Annotated in this window: 18 protein-coding genes; 12 read left to right on the forward strand and 6 right to left on the reverse strand. The window is 72.5% G+C overall.

The genetic code is table 11. The annotated features are described in order from the left end of the window. Positions 1 to 17: 17 nt before the first annotated feature. The 6 genes from AB0F52_RS05415 to AB0F52_RS05440 all read left to right on the forward strand — a co-directional run bounded on the left by AB0F52_RS05415 (position 18) and on the right by AB0F52_RS05440 (position 3,978). A complete protein-coding gene (locus AB0F52_RS05415) occupies positions 18 to 854 on the forward strand; it encodes a sulfurtransferase (protein ID WP_360164845.1) in 837 nt (278 codons plus the stop codon). Next, positions 854 to 1,165 carry a DUF1416 domain-containing protein gene (locus AB0F52_RS05420; protein ID WP_014467851.1) on the forward strand — a complete coding sequence of 104 codons (312 nt, stop codon included), beginning with the start codon at positions 854 to 856 and terminating at the stop codon, positions 1,163 to 1,165. The genes AB0F52_RS05415 and AB0F52_RS05420 overlap by 1 nt, the downstream gene beginning before the upstream one ends. Positions 1,166 to 1,396: 231 nt before the next feature. Beyond that, positions 1,397 to 2,011: an FABP family protein gene (locus AB0F52_RS05425; RefSeq protein ID WP_360164847.1), complete on the forward strand. Its 615-nt coding sequence runs from the start codon at positions 1,397 to 1,399 to the stop codon at positions 2,009 to 2,011. Between the two features lie 4 nt (positions 2,012 to 2,015). After that, entirely contained in the window at positions 2,016 to 2,612 is a 597-nt protein-coding gene (locus AB0F52_RS05430) for an allophanate hydrolase subunit 1 (RefSeq protein ID WP_360164849.1), read from the forward strand. Between the two features lie 11 nt (positions 2,613 to 2,623). Further along, on the forward strand, positions 2,624 to 3,454 hold the full coding sequence (locus AB0F52_RS05435) for a biotin-dependent carboxyltransferase family protein (protein WP_360166547.1): 831 nt from the start codon (positions 2,624 to 2,626) through the stop codon (positions 3,452 to 3,454). 98 nt (positions 3,455 to 3,552) lie between these two features. After that, positions 3,553 to 3,978 carry a hypothetical protein gene (locus AB0F52_RS05440; RefSeq protein WP_360164851.1) on the forward strand — a complete coding sequence of 142 codons (426 nt, stop codon included), beginning with the start codon at positions 3,553 to 3,555 and terminating at the stop codon, positions 3,976 to 3,978. Here the strand turns inward: AB0F52_RS05440 and AB0F52_RS05445 are convergent. Further along, on the reverse strand, positions 3,957 to 4,805 hold the full coding sequence (locus tag AB0F52_RS05445; RefSeq protein ID WP_360164853.1) for an aminodeoxychorismate lyase: 849 nt from the start codon (positions 4,803 to 4,805) through the stop codon (positions 3,957 to 3,959). The two genes, AB0F52_RS05440 and AB0F52_RS05445, sit on opposite strands and share 22 nt — an antisense overlap. 31 nt (positions 4,806 to 4,836) lie before the next feature. Here AB0F52_RS05445 and AB0F52_RS05450 point away from each other — a divergent pair, with 31 nt between their 5' ends. The 3 genes from AB0F52_RS05450 to AB0F52_RS05460 are packed head-to-tail and all read left to right on the forward strand — an operon-like array spanning position 4,837 to position 7,518. Then, complete coding sequence (locus AB0F52_RS05450) at positions 4,837 to 5,976, forward strand: folate-binding protein (RefSeq protein ID WP_360164855.1); 1,140 nt, start codon at positions 4,837 to 4,839, stop codon at positions 5,974 to 5,976. A gap of 49 nt (positions 5,977 to 6,025) precedes the next feature. Then, positions 6,026 to 6,589: an aerial mycelium formation protein gene (locus AB0F52_RS05455; RefSeq protein WP_360164857.1), complete on the forward strand. Its 564-nt coding sequence runs from the start codon at positions 6,026 to 6,028 to the stop codon at positions 6,587 to 6,589. Then, complete coding sequence (locus tag AB0F52_RS05460) at positions 6,586 to 7,518, forward strand: asparaginase (protein ID WP_360164859.1); 933 nt, start codon at positions 6,586 to 6,588, stop codon at positions 7,516 to 7,518. Before AB0F52_RS05455 ends, AB0F52_RS05460 begins: the two co-directional genes overlap by 4 nt. A gap of 120 nt (positions 7,519 to 7,638) precedes the next feature. Here the strand turns inward: AB0F52_RS05460 and AB0F52_RS05465 are convergent, their stop codons facing one another. Beyond that, the gene (locus tag AB0F52_RS05465; RefSeq protein ID WP_360164861.1) at positions 7,639 to 8,535 is read right to left on the reverse strand and encodes a hypothetical protein; all 897 of its coding nucleotides are present in this window, start codon (positions 8,533 to 8,535) and stop codon (positions 7,639 to 7,641) included. A gap of 207 nt (positions 8,536 to 8,742) precedes the next feature. On the opposite strand from AB0F52_RS05465, the gene AB0F52_RS05470 reads away from it, so the two are divergent. Together AB0F52_RS05470 and AB0F52_RS05475 are read left to right on the forward strand one after the other, a co-directional pair. Continuing rightward, complete coding sequence (locus tag AB0F52_RS05470) at positions 8,743 to 8,931, forward strand: DUF3073 domain-containing protein (RefSeq protein ID WP_103337899.1); 189 nt, start codon at positions 8,743 to 8,745, stop codon at positions 8,929 to 8,931. Between the two features lie 151 nt (positions 8,932 to 9,082). Then, positions 9,083 to 9,937 (forward strand): 3-hydroxybutyryl-CoA dehydrogenase, encoded by an 855-nt coding sequence (locus AB0F52_RS05475; RefSeq protein ID WP_194295265.1) that lies wholly within the window; start codon positions 9,083 to 9,085, stop codon positions 9,935 to 9,937. Here the strand turns inward: AB0F52_RS05475 and AB0F52_RS05480 are convergent. The 4 genes from AB0F52_RS05480 to AB0F52_RS05495 form a co-directional block, all read right to left on the reverse strand. Further along, entirely contained in the window at positions 9,928 to 10,749 is an 822-nt protein-coding gene (locus AB0F52_RS05480) for an ECF transporter S component (RefSeq protein WP_360164863.1), read from the reverse strand. The genes AB0F52_RS05475 and AB0F52_RS05480 overlap by 10 nt on opposite strands. Before the next feature lie 538 nt (positions 10,750 to 11,287). Then, positions 11,288 to 12,910 carry an ATP-binding cassette domain-containing protein gene (locus tag AB0F52_RS05485; protein ID WP_360164865.1) on the reverse strand — a complete coding sequence of 541 codons (1,623 nt, stop codon included), beginning with the start codon at positions 12,908 to 12,910 and terminating at the stop codon, positions 11,288 to 11,290. Beyond that, positions 12,907 to 13,968, reverse strand: a complete 1,062-nt coding sequence (locus tag AB0F52_RS05490) for a CbiQ family ECF transporter T component (protein WP_360164867.1) — start codon at positions 13,966 to 13,968, stop codon at positions 12,907 to 12,909. Before AB0F52_RS05490 ends, AB0F52_RS05485 begins: the two co-directional genes overlap by 4 nt. Then, positions 13,958 to 14,599, reverse strand: a complete 642-nt coding sequence (locus AB0F52_RS05495) for a hypothetical protein (RefSeq protein ID WP_360164869.1) — start codon at positions 14,597 to 14,599, stop codon at positions 13,958 to 13,960. Before AB0F52_RS05495 ends, AB0F52_RS05490 begins: the two co-directional genes overlap by 11 nt. 77 nt (positions 14,600 to 14,676) lie before the next feature. On the opposite strand from AB0F52_RS05495, the gene AB0F52_RS05500 reads away from it, so the two are divergent. Beyond that, positions 14,677 to 15,585, forward strand: a complete 909-nt coding sequence (locus tag AB0F52_RS05500) for a Gfo/Idh/MocA family oxidoreductase (protein WP_360164871.1) — start codon at positions 14,677 to 14,679, stop codon at positions 15,583 to 15,585. Positions 15,586 to 15,972 lie beyond the last annotated feature (387 nt).

Consider the following 15,972-nt stretch of genomic DNA (forward strand, 5'->3'; position numbering starts at 1 on the left):
GAAGAGAGTTCTGTCCCATGAGCCGTGAAGACGTCCTGGTCACCACCCAGTGGGCCGAGGAGAACCTGGACACCCCCGGCGTCGTGTTCGCCGAGGTCGACGAGGACACCACCGCCTACGACGCCGGCCACATCCGGGGCGCGGTGAAGTTCGACTGGCGGAACGACCTGCAGGACGGGGTGCGCCGCGACTTCGTCTCCAAGGAGGGCTTCGAGAAGCTCCTCTCGGAGAAGGGCATCTCCAACGACGACCTCGTGATCCTCTACGGCGGCAACAACAACTGGTTCGCCGCGTACGCGTACTGGTACTTCAAGCTGTACGGCCACGAGAAGGTCAAGCTGCTCGACGGCGGCCGCAAGAAGTGGGAGCTCGACGGCCGCGAGCTGAACTCCGATGAGGTCAAGCGCGACACCACCGAGTACCACGCGCAGGACCAGGACCTTTCGCTGCGCGCGTTCCGCGACGAGGTCGTCCAGTCGATCGGGTCGAAGAACTTCGTCGACGTGCGCTCCCCGGACGAGTTCTCCGGCAAGCTGCTCGCCCCGGCGCACCTGCCGCAGGAGCAGTCCCAGGTTCCCGGTCACATCCCCGGCGCGCTGAACGTGCCGTGGGCGAAGGTCGCCAACGAGGACGGCACCTTCAAGACCGAGGAAGAGATCAAGGAGCTGTACAAGGACGAGGGCATCGACGAGGGCAAGGGCACCATCGCCTACTGCCGCATCGGCGAGCGCTCCTCGATCGCGTGGTTCGCGCTCCACGAGCTGCTGGGCTACGAGGACGTGAAGAACTACGACGGTTCATGGACGGAATACGGCTCGCTCGTCGGCGTGCCGGTCGAGTTGGGAGCCAAGTGATGGCGGTTGACGACAGCTGCGGCGCACCGGTCCAGGAGGCCACGCCGGCGGACTACGACACGCGCGGCCAGGTCGTGCTGGCCGGCAAGGTGACGGGTGCGAACGGGCCGGTCGGCGGCGCGTTCGTCCGGCTCCTGGACGGCGGCGGCGACTTCACCGGCGAGGTCGTCTCGTCGGCCGACGGCGACTTCCGCTTCTACGCGGCGCCGGGCGAGTGGACGGTGCGCGCGCTGCACCGCTCCGGCAACGGCGAAGCCTCGGTCACCGCCGAAGGCCCCGGCGTGCACCAGCTGGCCATCTCGGTCGCCTGAGTTTCTCGCTCGTGAGGGCCTTCCTGCCGCGGCGGGAAGGCCCTCACGGCGTTTCCGGGCGGGTGACTGTCCTCACCGCGGCGACCCTGCGCAGGGCCGCGCGGGGCCGGACGGACTAAGCTGCCTGCCGTGGAAGCTCTGTTTACGACCTTGCTGGTCCTCGCCGGCGTGGCCATCACCTGGTTCGCCGTGTACGTCGTCTACCGGCTGTACGCGGACCAGCGCTGACCCATGACCGCAAGCGGCGACGAAGCCATCGTGGCAGCGGAGAGGCGCGCGGAGAGCACCCGTGCCCGCAACCTCCCGCTCTGGGACGACCTGCCCATCCCCAATGACACCGCGAACCTGCGCGAGGGGCCGAACCTCAACGACGCCTGTCTCGCGCTGCTGCCGCTCGTCGGCGTGTGGCGCGGTGAGGGCGAGGTCGGCTACCCGACCATCGACGGCCCCCGCAAGTTCGCGCAGCAGCTGACGATCTCCCACGACGGCCGCCCGTTCCTGATCCACGAGTCCCGTGCGTGGCTGCTGGACGACGACGGCAACGTCATCCGCCCGGCCGCCCGCGAGTCCGGGTTCTGGCGGCCGCAGGAGGACGACACGATCGAGCTGCTGCTCACGCACAACACCGGCATCGTCGAGCTGTACTACGGCAAGCCGCGCAACCAGACGTCGTGGGAGCTCGGCACGGACGCGGTGATCCGCACGGCCACGGCCAAGGACGTCACCGCGGCCCAGCGCCTGTACGGCCTGATCGAAGGCTCCCTCGGTTACGTCGAGGAGCGGGCGATGATGGGCCAGGAGATGCAGCCGCACACCTCGGCGCTGCTGCACCGCGTCGTCGGCTGACGCCGTGCGCTGGCGGCGGTGTGGCGAGGACGCCGCCCTGCTCGACTGCGATTCGCTGGACCGGATGCGGGCCGCCCACGCCACCGTGCTGGCCGCGCGCCCGCCCGGAGTCGTCGATCTCGTGCCGGGCGCGCGCAGCCTGCTCGTCGTCGGCGGGGTGGCGGCCGTGCGGGCCCTGCTCGAAGACGCCGACCTCGCGCACCCGCCCGCGGGCGAGCCCCGGGAAGTGACCCTCGACGTCCGCTACGACGGCGAGGACCTGGCCCTGATCGCCGCCGACGCCGGAGTTTCGCCCGACGCCGTCGTCTCGATGCACACCGAGGCCGGCTACACCGTCGCGTTCACCGGGTTCGCCCCCGGTTTCGGCTACCTGACCGGGCTTCCCCCGCAGCTTCGGCAGCCTCGCCTGGAGTCGCCACGGACCCGCGTGCCGGCCGGGTCGGTCGGGCTCGCCGGCGAGTTCACCGGCGTCTACCCGCGCGAGTCGCCCGGCGGCTGGCGGCTGCTCGGGCACACGTCGGCGACGCTGTTCGACCCCCACGCGGACCCGCCCGCGTTGTTCGCACCGGGGGATCGCGTCCGCTTCCGGAGCGTCCGGTGAGGAGCCTGGAGGTGCTCGACCCGGGGCGGTACGCGCTGGTCGAGGACCGGGGCCGGCCCGGCTACGCCCACCTGGGGGTGGCGCCTTCGGGGGCCCTCGACACCGCGTCGCTGCGCCTGGCGAACCGGCTCGTCGGCAATCCCGAGGACGCCGCCGGGATCGAAGCCCTGCTCGGCGGGCTGTCCGTGCGGTTCACGGCCGCGGTGACGGCCGCGGTCACCGGCCCGGCGGTCGACGTCCGGGTCGACGGCCGGCCCTCCGGCTCCCACGCGCCGCTGGCGGTTCGCGCGGGCCAGACACTGGCGCTGGGCACGCCTTCGACGGGCCTGCGCTGCTACCTGGCCGTCTCCGGCGGCATCGCGGTGGAGCCGGTGCTGGGCAGCCGGTCCCGGGACGTCCTGTCCGGCATCGGGCCGCCGCCCTTGCGCGCCGGAGACGTCCTTCCGCTCGGCGAGCCCGGCATCCCCGCGGGCGCCGACGTCGTCGTGCCGGTCCGGGCGCCGGGCGAGCTCGTGGTGCCCGTGACGCTCGGCCCGCGCGACGACTGGATCGACGACCCGGCCGGCGGCCTCTCGGCGGGGTGGACGGTCACGGCCGAGTCGAACCGCGTCGGCCTGCGCCTGGACGGGACGCCGCTGCGCCGGGCCGTCGACGGCGAGCTGCCCAGCGAAGGCGTCGTCACCGGCGCGATCCAGGTGCCGCCGCGCGGGCTGCCGGTGGTGTTCCTCGCCGACCACCCGACCACCGGCGGCTACCCCGTCGCCGCCGTCGTCAAGACGGCCGCGCTGAGCGCCCTCGCGCAGGCTCGGCCGGGTACCCGAATCCGGTTCCGGCCGTCCTGAGCAAGGCGTACCGCCGCGCGGGTGAGACCCCGATCACCCGGTGCACCCGTCCGGGTAGGGGCCGGAACCATGTCGCGCCGTCGCCCGTCCTCATAAGCGTGGAACAGGTGACGATCAGCGGTGGCACGGGTTTCCTCGACGTGAACGCGCGGGCACGGGCGGAGCTGCCGCAGTCGCTGCGGATCGCGCTGGCCACCGGTCAGCTGCGCCGTCCGCTGGCCGCCACGCTCGGACCGGTCCTCGACCTGCTCGTCGACGGCGACTACCGGGTCAGCGGCCCGGAACGGGTGCCCGCGGACCAGGAGCTCACGCCGACCGACGCCTGGCCGCCGTCGGACGAGGCCCGCGTCGGCTACTACCGCACGGCCATCCGCACCGGGCACCGGCCGGTCGCGGTGGTGCTGGCCGGCGGCGAACGCGAGCTGATCATCGACGGCCACCACAAGATCGCCGCCTACCGCGCCGAAGAGGTCGCCCCCGCCGTCGTCCGGATCACCCAGGGTCAGGCGTATTCGGCTTCGTAGGCCGCGACGAGCTCGGCGTACACCGCTTCGGAATCGGGCAGCCGCTCGCCGTCGAGCGTGTGCACCCGGGTCAGCTTGCGGACGCTGGAGGCCATGAAAACGCCGTCGCCCTCGACCAGGTCGCGCACGGTCAGCGGCTCCACCTTGACCGCCCAGCCCGCCTTCTCGGCGCCGCGGAACACCGCGGCCTGGGTGGTGCCCGGCAGGATCCCGATGCTCGACGGCGGTGTGTAGAGCGTCCGCCCCTTCGCGAGCACGACGGTCGACGTCGGCCCTTCGAACACCGATCCGTCGGCCGCGGTGAAAATCACATCCTCGGCACCGCGGCGGCCCGCCTCCCGCACCGCGGCCATGTTCACCGCGTACGACAACGGCTTCGCCCCGAGCAGCAGCCACGGCGCGCGCTCGGCGAGATCCGGCGGGAAACCGCGTTCGAGGGTGATCGCGGCGACGCCTCCGGCGCGGGCCTTGATGATCGACGGCGGGATCTCCGAACCGAGCGCGAAGCCGGTCGGCACCGCGGCCGGGTCGCCGTCGGATCCCCGCGTGTACACCAGTTTCAGCACCATTTCCGCCCCGCCGGTCCATCTTTCGAGCACCAGCGAAACGACCCGCTCCCAGGCCCCGAGATCGGGCTCGGGCAGGTCGAGCATGGCGGCCGAACGGGCCAGCCGCTCCAGGTGCGGCCGCAGCTCCCGGGGCCGGCCGTCGACGACGAGGATCGTCTCGAAGACGCCGTCGCCGCGCGTCAGCCCGAGGTCGTCGACCTTGATCTGGGCGACGTCGGGGTCGGCCGGGGTTCCGTCCAGGAAGACGAGCACGCGCATGCGGACACGGTACTCACCTAGGCTGGGCGGTATGCCGTACCGCTCGCCGCTGCTGGACGTGCCCGGATCGATCCCCGCCCCCGACTCGGACCCTGCGCACCCCGAGGCCGGAGTGCCCTGGCACTGGGGGGACCCGTTCGCGGAGCAGCGCACGGCCTCGCGCAGCGTGGTCGTGATCGACCGGTCGCACCGCGAGTTCCTCGCCGTGACCGGCGAAGAGCGGCTGTCGTGGCTGCACCTGGTCATCTCCCAGCACGTGACCGAGCTCGCCGAGGGCTCCGGCACCGAGGCGCTCGTCCTCGACAGCCAGGGCCGCGTGGAGACGCACATGGTGCTGGCGCACCTCGACGGCACGGTGTACCTCGACACCGACCCGGGCCCGAGCGTGACGAGCGCACTGCCCAAGGGCGGCCCGCAGACGCTGCGCGAGTACCTCGAGGCGATGAAGTTCTGGTCCAAGGTGGACATCCGGGACGCGACCGGCGAGCTCGCGCTGCTCACCGTGCTCGGCCCGGACGCCGAGCGCGTGCTGAGCACGGCCGGCGCCGAAGTCGGCCCGGAGCCGTACGCGGTGGCGGCGCTGCCGGGTGGCGGGTTCGCGCGCCGGATGCCGTGGCCCGGCCGGTCGAGCGTCGACCTGGCGGTGCCGCGCGAGGCGCTGGTGGACTGGTGGAAGCGGCTCACCGACGCGGGCGCGCGGGCGGCGGGGAGCTGGGTGTTCGACGCGCTGCGCGTCGAGTCCGTGCGCCCGCGGCTGGGCGTCGACACCGACAACCGCACGATCCCGGCCGAAGTGGGCTGGGTCGGCTCGGCCGCGCACGTCGCGAAGGGCTGCTACCGCGGCCAGGAGACGGTGTCGAAAGTCCACAACGTGGGACGGCCGCCGCGGAACCTGCTCCTGCTGCACCTCGACGGATCGCCCGAGGTCACCCCGGAAACCGGCGACCCGGTGCTGCTGGACGGCCGCACGGTCGGCCGGATCGGCACGGTGATCCAGCACCACGAACTCGGCCCGATCGCGTTGGCGCTGGTCAAGCGGTCGACGCCGGTGGCCGCGGAACTGCTGGCGGGCTCGGAGGACCACCTCGTCCAGGCGGCGATCGACCCCGACTCCGTGCCCTCGGAACAGCCGGCACCGGGCCGCGCGGCCGCAGCGCAACTCCGTGGCTGAACGAAAGCCCCTGACAGCGAGATCACGCTCAACCGGGATAAACTGCGCTGTGATCGAAGTGCGGCCCGGCGGCAGGCGGCGGATCGACCGCGTGCTCGGCCCGGGGTACCTCAGCGGCCTGGGTGAACTGCCGCTGAAGGTGCTGCGCGAGCGGCGCGACGAAGCCGCACAAGAAGAGACCGACCTGTCCTACCTGCGCCGTCTCCTGCACGCCCGGATCGACATCGTGCGCGCGGAACAGGCGCGGCGCAGTTCCGGCGGCGAAGCGAGCATCGTCGACCAGCTGGCGACGATCCTCGCCGACAACGCACTGGGCCCGGCGGCGGGTTCGGGGCGGCACCAGCAGCTGGAGCCGTCCCGCGCCGGTGAGCACCGCCGGCACGCGGAGGCCCTGATCGGCGACACGGACCTGACCGACGTCGGGTCCCTCTCGGACGAGAAGCTCGCCTCCGCTTTGGACACGTACGCGCGCGAAGAGCTGTCGGTGTCGTCGTTCCGCCGCGAGGTCCAAGGCGTGATGGACACGCTGAACGCGGAGATCGCCCGCCGCTACCAGCAGGGATCGGCCACAGTGGACGAGCTGCTGGAGAACGAGGGCGGCCGCGGCGAGTGACCAACCCCGTGCTCGCCGAAGTCGTCCGCTCCGGCTTCGTCGAAAGCGTCCACAGGGGCGCCCTCGTGATCACGGGCCCGGAAGGTTCTGTTCGGCTGGCCCTGGGAGACGTGGTCTCGCCGGTGTACCCGCGGTCGTCGAACAAGCCGCTGCAGGCGGCCGGCATGCTGCGCGCGGGCCTGGACTTCACAGGCGAGGCCCTGGCGCTGGCGTGCGCGTCCCACTCGGGTGAGCCCGGGCACGTGAAGCGGGTGCTGGAGCTGCTGGAGGCGGCCGGCCTGCGCGAAGACGACCTGGCGTGCCCGCCGGACTTCCCCCTCCACGTGCCGAGCATGCGCGACGCGGCCGAGCCGCGCCGGGTGATGATGAACTGCTCGGGCAAGCACACGGCGATGCTGACGACGTGCGTCCGGGCCGGCTGGCCGGCGGCCGGGTACGCCGCGCCGGACCATCCCCTTCAGCAGGCGATCGCGTCTTGTGTCGCGGAGCTGACCGGCGAGCCGATCGCCCACACGGGTGTCGACGGCTGTGGTGCGCCGCTGTTCGCGTTCTCCCTGACGGGGCTGGCTCGGGCTTTCGGCCGGATCGCCGGTGCTTCCGAGGGCTCTTCGGCGGCGGTCGCTTCGGCGATGCGAGCGCACCCGTGGCTGGTGGCGGGGACCGGCCGCGAGGACACGACGCTGATGTCCGGTGTGGAGGGTCTGGTCGCGAAGGCCGGCGCGGAAGGGGTCCAGGCGTTCGCACTGCCGGACGGGTTCGCGGTGGCGATGAAGCTGGACGACGGCGCGAAACGGGCTTGCGCGCCGCTGGCGGTGGAGGCGCTGCGGTACCTCGGGGCGGACGTCTCCGGGCTCGAGGAGCTGGCGCGGCCGATCGTGTCGGGCGGCGGGCGTGCGGTGGGCGAGATCCGGGTGCCTGAGCTGCGCTGACGGACGCCGGCGGCCGTGGCTGAGCAGCCCCCGATTTCCACGCTAGCGGGAGGCACCGACAGTCTCGGGGCGGAACGCCGCCGGGCCGTCGGGTTGTCCACTGGTTGGCGCGTTCGCGGGCTAGTTGGCGCGTTCGCGGGCGGCCACGTCGCCCCAGAACTCCCGCAGGTCCGAGAACAGTTCGGCCAGCTCCTCCACGTTGCCCGAACGCAGGGCGTCCAGGATGTCGTGGACCTCGTCGGCCGTGTTGTCGGCTTCCAGGACCGGGTCCGTGAACAGCTGCACCAGGCCGCCGTAGTCGAGCTCGACCACCGAGTCCGCGTGGAAGTTGTCCAGCCAGCGGCGCGTCTCGAACAGCACGCGGCCCGGTCCGGAGTCGCCGAAGGTCTGCTCCAGCAGCTCGCCGGCCTCGCGGGCGCGGTGCTGCGCGTCGGCGAGGGTCGCCCGCCAGGACAGCTCGCGCCGGGGGTCGGTCCGGCCGTCGCCGAGCACCAGGCGCCGCTCCTCCGGCTCGACCAGCACGAACCACGGCAGCGGGACGGTCCAGGTCGTCGACAACGTGTGCGCCGCCGACGTGCTCAGGTCCACCATCGCCGACTTCGTCCGGGCCCGGATCGTCTCCTGGGTGAAGCCGCCCTCCTCGAGGACGACGTTCTTCAGCGCCGGGTGCGCGTCACCGAGGAAGGTGACCAGCGCGGCCGCCGCGCGGGCCCGCAGCTCCAGCGGGCAGACGAGCGGGCCGTGCTCGGCCTTGCCACCCGGCACTTCGCCGGGATCGAGCACCAGGACGTCGGTCAGCAGGCTCGGCGCCGGACGGCCGTCGGCGAGCTCGGCGGGCAGCAGCCGCCGCGGCGCGGCCACCTGTGACCTGAGCCACATGGCCTGCTCGCGCGCGCCCGCGTCCGTCCGCCGCAGCTTGGCCGCGGCGACGGCCGCACGCAGCCGCTCGTCCGGCGGATCGCCCAGGGCGAGCAGGGGTTCGTACACCCGCAGGTAAGCCACGAAGGGACGAAGCACGGGTAGATCGTGGCACGTCTACCTGCGCCGATCGCCACCGACCGGCCGGTAACCGGTGTCCGCCGAACACTGTCGCGACCGGCACACCGTGCCACGTCGCATCCAACCCCCCGGACACGGTACGGTGTGAGCAGGAAATAATTGTCGAGACGATGCGGGGCCGCCGATTCCCCCGGCCGCCCCGCCCCTGTGCGAGGGGGTCGAGCCATGGGGCGCGGCCGGGCTAAGGCCAAGCAGACGAAGGTGGCGCGTGAGCTCAAGTACAGCTCGCACGAGACCGACTTCGATGCTTTGCAGCGCGAGCTGTCGAGTAACTCCTCCAGTGTCCACCACGAGGAGTCCGACAGCGATGATCAAGACCCGTACGACGACGGGTATGACGATTACCGTCGTTGAGCACGCGTAACCGCGCGAGGGCGTAGCCGGGACACTTCCGGCGAACGCCCTCGCGCGTCGCGTGCTGCCCACAATCGCGTCCACAGTGTTGTCCGGGCGAGTGTTGCCCGGATGAGGCGCGCGGGCTGCGAAGCGATGAAGGAGTGAACCGGTGGTAAGTCGGGTTGGAGTCGTCGGGGCGGGCCTCATGGGGTCCGGCATCGCCGAGGTGCACGCGCGGTCCGGATTGGACGTCGTGATCACCGAGGTGAACCAGCCGGCGCTCGACGCCGGCCGGGCACGCATCGAGAAGTCGCTGCAACGCGGCGTCAAGAGCGGCAAGCTGACCACCGAGGACGCCGACGCGGCGCTCGCCAGGCTCCGGTTCACCACGGACATCGCCGAGTTCGCCGACCGCGACCTGATCATCGAGGCGATCCTCGAGCAGGAGCAGGCGAAGGTCGACGTCTTCCGCCAGCTGGACAAGATCGTCGAGGCCGAGGACGCGCTGTTCGCGTCCAACACGTCGTCGATCCCGATCATGAAGCTGGGCATGGCGACGAGCCGGCCGCAGCAGGTGGTCGGCATCCACTTCTTCAACCCGGTGCCGGTGCTGCCGCTGGTGGAGCTGGTGCCCTCGCTGCTGACCAGCGAGGAGACCGCCCGCCGCGCGGAGGAGCACGCGACGACGGCGCTGGGCAAGACCGTGATCCGCTCGCAGGACCGCGCCGGGTTCATCGTGAACTCCCTGCTGGTGCCGTACCTGCTCTCGGCGATCCGGATGATCGAGTCTGGCTTCGCGTCGGCCGAGGACATCGACCGCGGTATGGAGCTGGGCACGGCCCACCCGATGGGCCCGCTGCGGCTGTCCGACCTGATCGGGCTGGACACGATCAAGGCCATCGCGGACTCGATGTACGCGGAGTTCAAGGAGCCGCTGTACTCGTCGCCGCCGCTGCTGCTGCGCATGGTGGACGCGGGCCTCCTCGGCAAGAAGACCGGCCGCGGCTTCTACTCCTACGGCTGACCGAAGGTCACGGGCGCCTCGAAGGCGGCCCGCCTGGCGGCGCGTCGCAGGACGCCCAGGACGGCCGGCCCGAGCAGGACGATCGCGACAGCGTTGGTGATCGCGCGGCCGGTGTCCCAGCCGAGGGTCGACGTCAGGACGGTGTAGACGGCGAACCGGTGCAGGTTCTCCGTCAGCGGCGCACCGGGCACGAATCCGAGCTGCACGGAGTCACCGGCGAGGAACGGCCACGACCACAGGCTCATCAGCAGCCCGAAGAAGTAGGCCGCGAAGACGCCGTAGCCGACGAGCAAGGCGATCTCGGCTTTCCCGCGCGGTTTCCGCGGGAGCAGCCCGGCCCCGAGCCCGACCAGCGACGACGCGAGCATCTGGAACGGCAGCCACGGCCCGACCCCGGCGGTGAGCAGTGCACTCGTGAACAGCGACGTCGAGCCGAGCACGAACCCGAAGCCGGGCCCGAAGACGCGGCCGGCGAGCACGAGCAGGAAGAAGACCAGCTCGATGCCGCCGGTGCCCGCGCCGAGTGGCCGGAGCCCGGCGTTGACGGCCGAGAGCACGCCCAGGAGAGCGAGCGCCTTGGCATCGATGCCCCCGCGGGACAGTTCGGCGAGCACGACCAGGATGAGCACCGGCAGGGTCGCCATGAAGACGAAGGGCGCATCCGCGGTGTGCGCGGCCGCGGTCGGCTGCGGGTGGGTGAGCAGAGGCCAGCAGAACATGGCCAGCCCGAGGAGGCTCGCGACGGTGAGCACCAGGGCGGGCCGCGGAGTCAGGCGGACAGCGCGGGGCGGTGGGCCGAGGAAGTCGGTCATGGCGGTGTCACCGCCGCCGCTCTGAGGCAGGCCGCAGCCCGCAGACCAGTGCTCGACCGTTCGCGCGCCTGCGGGCGGCCGCGAAAGCCGGCACGGCGAGCATCGAAGATGCTTGCGCCCCTGCGAGCGGCCGCCAACCACGCACCGCAGGCCGGCAGCGAAGCGGTCGCGGACCTGCGGGCAGCCACCAGCCGCGCACCGCAGGCCGACGGCGAAGCAGTCGCACACCTGCGAACAACCATCAACCACACACCGCGGGCCAGCGGCGAAGCGGCTGCAGACCTGCGGGCAGCCACCGACCACGGACCGCGAGCCGGCGGCAAAGCAGCCGCACACCTGCGCGCAACCTCCAACCACGGACCGCGAGCCGGCAGCCAAGCAGCCGCACACCTGCGAGCAGCCACCACCCACACACCACGGACCAGCGGCGAAGCGGTCGCACCTGCGGGCAACTGCACGCCTGCGGGTGGCCGAGTGCGCTCGTGTGCTTCGGCTCCCCGCCCCCGCCCCCCCCGCCCCACCCACCCCCTCCTCGTGCTCATGCCAGCGCTTCCGCTACCTCGTCCACCGTCAGCCACTGCTGCGGGGCCAGGATCTTCGCCACCTGCGGGGCGAACGCCGGCGAGGCGACGATCACCTCCTTCGTCGGGCCGTCCGCTACCACCTCGCCCTCGGCCATGACCACCACGCGGTCGGCGACCGTCGCCACGAACTCGACGTCGTGCGTCGCCAGCACTACCGCGTGGCCCTGCGAGGCCAGCTCTCGCAGGGCCGACGCGAAGCGCCGTTTCGCGTGGTAGTCCAGGCCGCGCGTGGGCTCGTCGAGCAGGACCAGCGGTGGGGCCGACGCCAGCTGGATCGCCAGCACCAATGCCAGTCGCTGCCCTTCCGAAAGGTCGCCGGGGTGCGCTTCACCGGCGATTCCGGGGGCGAGCCTGTCCAGCAGGGCCCGGGCCGTTCCCGCCGGGACCTCCGACTCGGTGTCCGCCTGTGCGCACTCGGCGTCCACCGATTCGAGGTACAGCAGGTCGGCCGGGGTCTGCGGGACCAGGCCCACGCGCTGACGGGCCACTCGTGGCTTGAGCGCTGCCGGGTCCGCTCCACCGACGTCGACCTTCCCCGCCGACCTCGGTCCGCTGCCCTGCACCGCCCAGAGAAGCGACGACTTGCCGGAGCCGTTGCGTCCCATCAGCGCGACCACCTCGCCCGGTCCGACGCGCAGGTCCACCCCGCGCACCGCCAGGACATCTCCGTATCGGACCACCACCCCTCGCACATCCAGTGCCGAACCGGTCACCGACAGGCTACGACCCACCACCGACAGTTTTCGACGACTCGGCTGAAGACTCGGTGCGAGCCGGGCGCGCAACGGCCCCGCGACCCGCCGCGCGTCCCGCACCGACAGCGGCAGCGGCGACCAGCCCGCGAGCCGCCCCAGCTCGGCGATCGGCGGGGCGATCGACGACGTCGCCAAGATTTCGGCCGGCGGTCCGGAGCGCACCGAGCCGTCGCCCGGCAGGTACAGCAGCCGGTCCGCGTACTGGGCCACCCGCTCCATCCGGTGCTCCGCGACGATCACCGTCGTCCCCAGGTCGTGCACGAGCCGGGTGATCGCCGCGAGGACGTCCTCGGCCGCCGTCGGGTCCAGCGCCGACGTCGGCTCGTCCAGTACCACGACGGCCGGGTGGGCCGTCAGCACCGAACCGATCGCCACGCGCTGCTGCTGGCCGCCCGAGAGTGTCCGGAGTGGACGGTTGCGCAGCTCCGCGATGCCCAGCAGGTCCAGGGTTTCCTCGACGCGCTTGCGCATGACGTCCGGCGGCACCGCGAGCTGCTCCATCGCATACGCGAGCTCCTCCTCGACGGTGTCCGTCACGAAGCCCGCGAGCGGGTCCTGCCCGACGACGCCGACGACCGAAGCCAGTTCCCGGGGCGGGTACCGGGCCGTGTCCAGGCCGGAGACGACGACCCGGCCGGAAAGCCGGCCGCCGGTGAAGTGCGGGACGAGCCCGTTGAGCACGCCGAGGAACGTCGACTTGCCCGCCCCCGTCGGCCCCGCGACCAGGCACAACTCGCCCTCTTCGACCAGCAGCGACACGTCCGACAGCACCGGCCGCGAGGCGTCCGGGTAGGTCACCGTGACCCGCGAAAGCTCGATCATCGGCCGACCTCCGGAACCGGGGGCGAAACGAACGCCGGCAGCACCGCGACCAGCACGGACACCACGTGCACCCAGGAAACCTCCGGCCAGCGCAGCGGGCTCAGCGACGGGAACAACCGGCCCGCGTCGATCCGGGCGGTCGCGAACAGCAGCGCGCACGCCCCGACGCCGGCCGCGACGACCAGCGTCTCCGGCCACCGCCACGGGTCGGGCCGGTACGCCGTCCGCCGCACCCGCCGCCCGCCGAGGACGAAGCCGGCGACGGCCACGACCAGCCCGACCGCCAGCATCGGCACCCCGAGCCAGGACGACGTCCCGTCGAGCACGCCGTAGACGCCGGCGCACACGCCGGCCAGCCCGGCCAGCACGCAGGAAGCGATCAGCGCCCGCAGGCCGCCGCTCAGGTAGGCCCGGCGGCCGTAGCCCCGGGAGTCCATCGCGGCCGCCAGCCGCAGGGACCGGTCCATCGCGTCCTCCAGCACCGGCACCACGATGCCCTTCACCGCCCGCAGCCCGCGAGTCCGCCCCGCCCGCAGCCGGCGCGCCCGCCGCACCCGCTGCACGCTCTCGACGAGCTGCGGGGCGACCGTCAGCGCCACCGTCACCGCCGTGCCCACCTCGTACAACGCCCCCGGGACCGCCTTGAGCAGGCGTTTCGGGTTCGCCAGGGCGTTCGCCGCGCCGACGCAGACGACCATCGTCGCCAGCCGCAGGCCGTCGTAGAAGCCGCCGAGCAGCGCCTCCGCCGACACGGACCCGAACAGGGACAACCCGGCGGCGAGCGGGATCCCCGGCAGCGTGAACAGCACGTGGCCGCCGTCTTCGCCGCCGATCAGGATCCGGAACAGCACGCGCGAGACGACGATCATCGCGCCGACGTAGACGTACAGCCGGAACGCCAGCGCCCAGGGCGCGTCACTCCGCCGGTTCACGACGACGAACCCGGCGACGGCGATGATCAGGCCGAGCAGCAGCGGGTTCGTCGTCCGGCTCGCGGCGACGGCCAGCGCGAGCGCCCAGGCCCACCAGGCGCCGGGGTGCAGCGCCCTACTGGTCACGCCGGCGACGTCGGCGCGACGAGAGGTAGACCCCGGCGGCCCCGAGCACCAGGAGCACCGCGACGCCGATCACGAAGCCCCACGGGAATTCGATGTCGCCGGCCTTCGAGACGTCCGGGACAGCCGTCCCGGTCTGCCGGACCGGCGGCACGCGCGGCGGCGCCGGCAGGTCGTTCGCCGACTTCGTGCGCGCGAACGCCCACCCTTCGAACCCACCGGGCGCCGGCTTGGCCGTCTGGGCGCCCTCCTGGCTCGACGTCCAGCTGCCTCCGGCGGAGGCGTGCCAATAGCTCCAGTACGCCGTCGCCGACGGCATCCCCGCGCACGACTCGACCTCGGGCCCCGGCTGGCCGTTGAGCCGGCAGGCCACGGCAAGGCCGTACTTCTGCGAGCCGGCCACCTCGATCCCGGCCTCCTGCAGAGCGGCGATGCCGTTCGCGGGCGTCCCCGCGGCGCAGCGGACCAGCGACTGCGGCCCCAGGTCGCCGAAATCGACGACCACCGTCACGCCGCCACCCTCCGGGCAGGCCCCGCCGGTGCCCGTCGCCGAAGCGGGCGCGGCCCCGATGAAGCCGGCGCCGAGCAGCACGGCGAAGACGGTGGCGAGCCGGGACAGGCGGGCGGCGATCATGCAGGCACTTTAACCACGTCGGCACCCGGCGCAGGTGCGGTTCCGGAGCGACGCGGGACACACCTAGACTGCGGGCCGTGGGACAGCTCATCGCGGACGGACAGCTGCGCGTCGGCCTGATCGGCGCCGGCCCGTGGGCGACGACGATCCACGCGCCCGGACTGGCCGATCACCCCGGCACGGCGCTGACCGCGGTCTGGGCCCGGCGGCCGGAGGCGGCGCAAACGCTTGCGGAGACGCACTGCGCGGTCGCCGCCGGCAGCGTCGAGGAGCTGTTCGAGCAGGTGGACGCGGTCGCGTTCGCCGTTCCGCCGTCGATTCAGGCCGAGCTGGGCGTGCGCGCTGCCGAGGCCGGGAAGCACCTGATCCTGGAGAAGCCGATCGCCGCCGACCTCGACGGCGCGCGACGGCTGGCCGACGCGGTCGCGGCCGCCGACGTAGCCGCGCTCGTGGTGCTGACCTTGCGTTATTCGACGCAGACCCAGGAGTGGCTCGCCGGGCTCGCCCAGGCGGGCGGCTGGGCGGGCGGCGGTGCGCGCTGGCTGTCCGGCTCGCTGCTCGGCGGCCAGTACGCCGCCTCGGAGTGGCGGCAGGAGGACGGCGGCGCGCTGTTCGACATCGGCCCGCACGCCCTCGACATGCTCGACGCCGCACTCGGCCCGATCAGCGAGGTGGTGGCGGCCCGGCAGAGCCCCGGCGACCTCTGGCACCTGATGCTGGCGCACGACGGCGGCGTGGTCAGCACGGCCACGCTCTCGCTGCGGCTGCCGGTGCAGCCGACCGTCGTCGAAGTCGCGGTCTGGGGAGAGCACGGTTACCGGACGCTCGGGCGCAAACCGGGCTCCGCGCAGGAGTCCTACACCGCACTGCTGGACGATTTCGCGGCGATGATCGCGAGTGGCACGACGACGCACCCGTGCGACGTCCGGCGAGGTCTGCACCTTCAGCGTTTGCTCGAGCAGGCGCGCGCACTGGCCGCGAAGTAGTACACAGGGTCACCGCACGCCTTTTCGTTGCAGCGCAACGCCTTCACACTTTCCCGGCAAATTCATCCACAGGGTTGTCCACAGGCTCCACTGTGGACAGTGTGTCTCCTGACCGAACCACGGCAGGACAAACGGCGCCGCCGGAGGATGGGCGACTGTGCTGCCTTACTCGTCGTTTTCCTGGTTTTTGCCTGGTCACGATGCCCGTGAGCGGCTCGGCCGGGAGCAGGCTGGACCTCGTGCCCGGTGCCGACGTCACCGCGGCGCTCAGCGGCCACGGCGCCACGGGTGCCGGTGGCGATCCCGCTGCCGCGCCGCACGATCTCCGAAGCTCCGACGCTCAGGCTGCGGAGGCCGAGATCGGTCTGGGACACGCGCTACGCGGCC

The sequence above is a fragment of the Amycolatopsis sp. NPDC024027 genome, assembly GCF_040638975.1.
GTDB lineage: Bacteria > Actinomycetota > Actinomycetes > Mycobacteriales > Pseudonocardiaceae > Amycolatopsis.

What these genes read in the sequence shown, in the direction of transcription:
- AB0F52_RS05415 (WP_360164845.1), top strand. Translation starts at nt 18, where the DNA reads ATGAGCCGTGAAGACGTCCTGGTCACCACCCAGTGGGCCGAGGAGAAC.
- AB0F52_RS05420 (WP_014467851.1), top strand. Translation starts at nt 854, where the DNA reads ATGGCGGTTGACGACAGCTGCGGCGCACCGGTCCAGGAGGCCACGCCG.
- AB0F52_RS05425 (WP_360164847.1), top strand. Translation starts at nt 1,397, where the DNA reads ATGACCGCAAGCGGCGACGAAGCCATCGTGGCAGCGGAGAGGCGCGCG.
- AB0F52_RS05445 (WP_360164853.1), bottom strand. Translation starts at nt 4,805, where the DNA reads ATGCGCGTGCTCGTCTTCCTGGACGGAACCCCGGCCGACCCCGACGTC.
- AB0F52_RS05450 (WP_360164855.1), top strand. Translation starts at nt 4,837, where the DNA reads ATGCCGTACCGCTCGCCGCTGCTGGACGTGCCCGGATCGATCCCCGCC.
- AB0F52_RS05470 (WP_103337899.1), top strand. Translation starts at nt 8,743, where the DNA reads ATGGGGCGCGGCCGGGCTAAGGCCAAGCAGACGAAGGTGGCGCGTGAG.
- AB0F52_RS05480 (WP_360164863.1), bottom strand. Translation starts at nt 10,749, where the DNA reads ATGACCGACTTCCTCGGCCCACCGCCCCGCGCTGTCCGCCTGACTCCG.
- AB0F52_RS05485 (WP_360164865.1), bottom strand. Translation starts at nt 12,910, where the DNA reads ATGATCGAGCTTTCGCGGGTCACGGTGACCTACCCGGACGCCTCGCGG.
- AB0F52_RS05495 (WP_360164869.1), bottom strand. Translation starts at nt 14,599, where the DNA reads ATGATCGCCGCCCGCCTGTCCCGGCTCGCCACCGTCTTCGCCGTGCTG.